The organism is Microcoleus sp. S36b_A4 (assembly GCF_036700645.1).
In the GTDB taxonomy this organism is placed as follows: domain Bacteria; phylum Cyanobacteriota; class Cyanobacteriia; order Cyanobacteriales; family Microcoleaceae; genus Microcoleus.
The window spans coordinates 8,765-14,766 of sequence record NZ_JAUBPI010000120.1; the positions used below are offsets into that span (position 1 = coordinate 8,765).

Genomic DNA, 6,002 nt, shown 5'->3' on the forward strand with positions numbered 1-6,002 from the left:
GTTTCCGCAGGAATTGGCGTCGGAAGTGGAGTTTCCGCAGGCGTCGGCGTCGGTGTCGGAATTGGCGTCGGAGTTGGAGTTGGCGTCGGAGTTTCCGCAGGTGTCGCTGTCGGAATTGGAGTTTCCGCAGTCGTCGGAGTTGGAGTTGGCGTCGGAGTTGGAGTTGGCGTCGGAGTTTCCGCAGGTGTCGGCGTCGGAGTCGGAATTGGCGTCGCTGTCGGAATTAGAGTTTCCGCAGGCGTCGGAATTGGTGTCGGAATTGGAGTTTCCGCAAGCGTCGGCGTCGGTGTGGGAATTGGCGTCGGAATTGGAGTTTCCGCAAGCGTCGGCGTCGGTGTCGGAATTGGCGTCGGAGTTTCCGCAGGTGTCGCTGTCGGAATTGGCGTCGGAGTTGGCGTCGGAGTCGGAATTGGCGTCGGAGTTGGCGTCGGAGTTTCAGCAGGCGTCGGAGTCGGAGTTGGCGTCGGAGTTTCAGCAGGTATCGGAGTCGGAGTTGGAGTTGTATCTACAATAGTCAAAACAGCACTATAAATCCCTCCTAAATCAGATCCGTTAGTGGGATTGTTCAGAGTCAAATTAACAGTTTCATCCTCTTCTATTGCCGCATCATCAACAATTGGAATCGTGAAAATTTGAGTAGTTTCTCCAATGCCAAAATTTAATGTTCCCGATGTGTGGTTATAGTCGTTGCCAGCATTAGCAGTGCCATTACTGGTACTGTAACTGACAGCAGTTACATTAGTAGCATCAGTGCGAGTAACAGTAATTGTGGCAAATTGACCGTTTTCATTAACGCTGTAATTTGCAGCACTAAAGTTAAATGTGCCTGGATTGGTGAGATTGATAATGAACGCTTGGGTGTCAGAAGTATCGAGTCCTTCGTTCTCTATACCGCCATTATCTCTCAGGTTTAGAGTGATATTAGCACTGCCGATCGCCCCCGGCACCGGTGTAAAGGTTAGCGTCCCCACCGAGTCGATCGCAGGTTGTACACTAAACAAAGCAGCATTATCATTCCCTACCACTTGAAAAGCCACTGTTTGTCCTGATTCGTTGGCAGGGCCTGGAGAAATCGCAGTCGCCCATCCGGGGATGGTTTGTGGCCCCGAATTGCTGCTGAGAGTGCGATCGACTCCTTTGACAAACGAAGGTGGATCGTTGACTGGATTAACTGCGATCGAACTTGTTAAACTATTAGTGCTAAACGGCGTTGTTGCCCCGGTAACAGAAGCATTGACGCCCGCAGTACCGTTACCCACTCCGTTACTTCCATCCCACGCCCGAAAAGTAATTGTTGGTTCGCTTCCAGGGGTACTGTAATAGTCTGGGTTGGGTAGAAAGCGGACTTTCGCAGGCGTTTGCAGGGAAACCCGCGTCAGGTTGATGTTAGCTTGCGCCGAGGTAGTGCCGTCACCGAGGAATAGAAAATTAGGATTTTCGTAAGGATCTATCAAGCCGCTAAATCCTGAATAATCGCGCAGCGGGCCGTTTAGTATGATACCGCTGCCATTGGAAAGAAAGTAATTGTCACCTTGAACTCTGAGAGTGTAGTCAGTTGCAATATTGGTGTTATAACCAACATTCTCTGCTGGAACAAATAAGCCGTTGGTTTGTCCGCCTGGGTTGGGAGTAATGCCGTCGCCTTGTGCGAAGATATTGCCAGAGTTTTCAGATAGCCGCTGGAAACCGATTTCAATGGCTTTGCGATCGCTAGTAACGGCAACAATGCTAAAACCCGCCCGATCTTGATTAGTGCGGGATTCCGAGATAATTTGCAGATTAAAAGACAAGCTAAAGCCTGTAGTGCGATCGAGCAGAGGAAATGACGAATTTAAAGGATTATTTGTATAGCCAGCATAGATGCTATTAGCCGTAGTGCTGTTTAAATTAACTCCATTACCGCTAAAAAATTCTGAAGCTGGAGCGGTAGGAGAAGCAAAATTTGAGTTAGTCAAAGACAGCCAATTTTGAGAACTGGGAGTGTTACCAAGTAAGCCATTATAAAGAGGAGTCGGGCCGAGCACGGTTGCTGAACTTTCCGACACTGTGCCGAAATTTGTCCAAGTATTGCCGTCTGTTGAAAATTGCCAGTTACCGTTAGTATTGTCTGCCGTGGTGACTGCGACACCCAAAGGATCGCCATTAGCGTCACTTCCTAACTCGCTAGTGAGGTTAAAAATACTAAAGCCTGTGTTAGCAGCGCTGGGTATATCTTCATTAATTGCGATCGGCGGATTAACATTAGGAGTTGCCAAATTCGGAGCGATGTTAACCTGCGGGTTGCGGAGACTGTTAATATAAATAGTGTTGATTCCGCCGTTGGGCAAACCCAACGAGCCAGGACTATTTACAGCATAATTAGCAGTTTTGTTCACCCCGCCAATAGCGCTGAAAAACTCGACAATACCCCCGTTACTTGGTGCTGGAATTTGCACCTTAGCTGCACTCCCAAAGGCTCCGTGTGTCCCCGATGTCCTCCAGGCGATCGAATCTACTGTATCTGTATTTGTAGTGCTAGCATTATCAACATAAACAACATCTGAAGCCGCGAAGTCCCCATGAAAATTTCCGGCTGGGAGTAGCTTTGTCAAAAATCCACCTTGGGGACTCAATCGAATGTTCCAATCATTGTTTGTTCCCGATGGTATGGGGTTGTAGGCAATCTCTTGATCAGCAGGCGAACCGCCAACCGTAAGTATTGTCCCTGTTTTAAACACAGGAGCAATACTTGCCATATTAGTAAATCGATAAGCTGAATATTTAACTGCTGTTGCCTCAGTTGAGTCGCCTACAAAATAGCTCTGAAGCTGAGTTGCACTTACATCTTCTGTGAGCAGTAACTCTACATACTCGTTGCCTGTAATGTTTCCAGTAGCGCGCCGGAATTCGTTAATAATTATCTGTCCCATCTAGATGCACCTAAATTTGAGATGATTATGTATTAGCGGTCAACTACTATCAATTTTTTACATTAAAATTTTATTTACGTAAATACACTGTCAGTAGTTTCTCCGTACAGTGGCTTGTTTAAGTCATTTTTATTACTAAAATAATATCTGGAGTGCTGACCAGTGTCAAGCAAAAGCTTGGATTATTGTCGATCGCACTCCCGGACGCAAAACGTGATTTGATACACTACTCATAGCGGCAAGCTATACGCTGTGAACCCTACATAATTAACTAAGGTGCGTACTCCGCACCTTAGTTAATTAATTTGTGCTTACCCGAAGATGGTAAAATCATTCACACCGATCGCACTAGCTTGCACTCCATTCAAAGCAGCCAACAGTTGACCGTTCTCACCAATCCTGATGAAAGCTGCATTAGCATTTTGGGTAATACTAAGTTGAGCAAAAGTTAGACCACCCGCTAACACCAGCAAATCTTCACCTTTTGTGAAATCAGTAATTATATCGCTGCCTTCACCTGCTGTTAAAACAAAGCGATCGCGCCCAATGCCACCGCTGAGAATATCATTGCCCAAACCGCCAATCAAACAATCGTCGCCTTTACCGCCATAGAGAGTATCGTTACCCTGCTCGCCGCATAGCTTGTCACTACCGCCGTTGCCAAACATCAAATCATTGCCAGCACCACCGCACAGGGAATCAGGCTCGCCGTTAAAGTCGATCGCACTGTCTCCGAAAATAGTATCGTCCCCGTCGTCGCCGCAAATGCTATCACTGCCGCGATCGCCCAACAGCCGATCGTTGCCAGTACCCCCCACCACAACGTCATTGCCCTTGCCGCCATAAACAGTATCATTGCCCTCGCCGCCGCTTAGAGTATCCGCAGCATCTCCCCCGTTCAAGAAGTCGTTACCAGCACCGCCAAACAGCAAATCGCGTCCAGTCGAGTCAGGGCTAAACGGGTCAAAACTGCCTCCAAACAAGCAGTCGTTACCCTGAGCTCCAACGAGAGTGTCATTGCCTTTGTCGCCCCCAATCAAGTCATCGTCTTTGCCGCCGATCGCCACATCATCGCCCTTACCCCCGAAAATGCGATCGTCGCCGCCGGCGCCGTTGAGGTAATCATTGCCATTGCCCCCAAACAGCAAGTCTTTGTCTGCATTGGGACCAAGGGGGATATTGCTGGGCAGTCCCCCGTAAATATTGTCGTTGCCTTTTTGGCCAAGCAGAATGTCGTCGCCGTTGAAACCGCTGATAACGTCGTTGAGATTGCTGCCGATGAGGAAGTCGTCGCCGTCAGTGCCATTGAAAGTGCGATCGACAGAATTCGGGCCCGGAATCGAACCGATCGCGGGTAGGGTAATCTGTTCGCAAATGCAATCGGTATCCCCGCCGCGAACGCTGTCAGAGTCAACAGGAATTCCTGCTGGAGTAGGTGTCGGAGTTCCCGTGGGAGTCGGAGTTCCCGTGGGAGTCGGAGTCGGAATTTCCGTTGGCGTTGGAGTTTCCGTGGGAGTCGGAGTTCCCGTGGGAGTCGGAGTTCCCGTGGGAGTCGGAGTTCCCGTGGGAGTCGGAGTCGGAATTTCCGTTGGCGTTGGAGTTTCCGTGGGAGTCGGAGTTCCCGTGGGAGTCGGAGTTTCCGTGGGAGTCGGAGTTTCCGTGGGAGTCGGAGTCGGAATTTCCGTTGGCGTTGGAGTTCCCGTCGGAGTCGGAGTTTCCGTGGGAGTCGGAGTCGGAATTTCGGTTGGCGTTGGAGTTCCCGTTGGCGTCGGAGTTCCCGTGGGAGTCGGAGTTTCCGTGGGAGTCGGAGTCGGAATTTCGGTTGGCGTTGGAGTTCCCGTGGGAGTCGGAGTTTCCGTGGGAGTCGGAGTTTCCGTGGGAGTCGGAGTCGGAATTTCCGTTGGCGTTGGAGTTCCCGTTGGCGTCGGAGTTCCCGTGGGAGTTGGAGTTCCCGTCGGAGTCGGCGTCGGAGTCGGAGTCGGCGTCGGAGTCGGCGTCGGAGTTGGAGTTTCCGTGGGAGTTGGAGTTTCTGTGGGAGTCGGAGTTTCCGTCGGAGTTTCCGTCGGAGTCGGAGTCGGAGTTTCCGTCGAAGTCGGAGTCGGAGTTTCCGTAGGAGTCGGCGTCGGAGTTTCCGTAGGTGTCGGAGTTTCCGTAGGTGTCGGAGTGGGAGTTGGAGTGGGAGTTGGAGTCGGAGTGGGAGTTGGAGTCGGAGTCGGAGTCGGAGTTGGAGTTGGAGTCGGAGTCGGAGTCGGAGTCGGAGGGTTATTGACAACAATGCTTGCCGTGACGATCGCAGAATCAGCTTTCCCGTCATTAGCTTTGTAGGTAAAAGAGTCTGTCCCTGCAAAACCAGCATTCGGAGTGTAACTGAAGGAACCGTCTTGGTTGAGGGCGATCGACCCTGTAGCCGGATTTGTCACCAGAATCGCCGTCAGCGGGTCGTTTTCCGGGTCTGTATCGTTGATTAAGACTCCCAAACCAGTCACGTTGAGACTCGTATTAAAAGCAGTAGTATAGCTGTCAGAATTGGCTACAGGCGGGTTATTGTTGACGTTTACAGTCACGGTAGCCGGTTCCGAGCTAACTATTCCGTCGCTGACTGTGTAGGTAAATGTGTCTGTTCCAGAAAAGCCAGCGTTAGGAGTATAAGTGAAAGAACCGTCTTTGTTGAGGGCGATCGACCCTTGAGTCGGGTTGGCGGCCACCGCAGCACTCAACGTGTCCAAATCTGGGTCGGAGTCGTTGCCTAAAACTCCGGGCACGGCAATGCTGAGGGCTTTTCCCGCACTGGTACTGTAGGTGTCTGGTTGTGCTGTGGGCGGAAAGTTAGTAACGTTGATATTCACCGTAGCGGGGAGAGTTGCAGCGCCGTCGCTAACGCTGTAGGTGAAGGTATCTATGCCGGAAAAGCCGGCTTTGGGAGTATAAGTGAAGTCGCCACTTTTGTTTAATGAGATCGTACCGTTGAGCGGGGCTGTAACTAAGGCGGCACTCAACGTGTCCAAATCTGGGTCGGAGTCGTTGCCTAAGACTCCGGGCACGGCAATGCTGAGAACTTTGTCGTGCAAGATGCTGTAGTTGTCAGCTTGTACG

At 50.7% G+C, this 6,002-nt stretch carries 2 protein-coding genes; both read right to left on the bottom strand.

The window, feature by feature from the left end:
* The coding region (locus QUA03_RS25755; RefSeq protein ID WP_333216137.1) for a choice-of-anchor Y domain-containing protein at positions 1 to 2,909 on the bottom strand (2,909 nt) is incomplete at its 3' end.
* A gap of 311 nt (positions 2,910 to 3,220) precedes the next feature.
* A partial coding sequence (locus QUA03_RS25760; RefSeq protein ID WP_333216139.1) for an Ig-like domain-containing protein occupies positions 3,221 to 6,002 on the bottom strand: 2,782 nt, incomplete at its 5' end.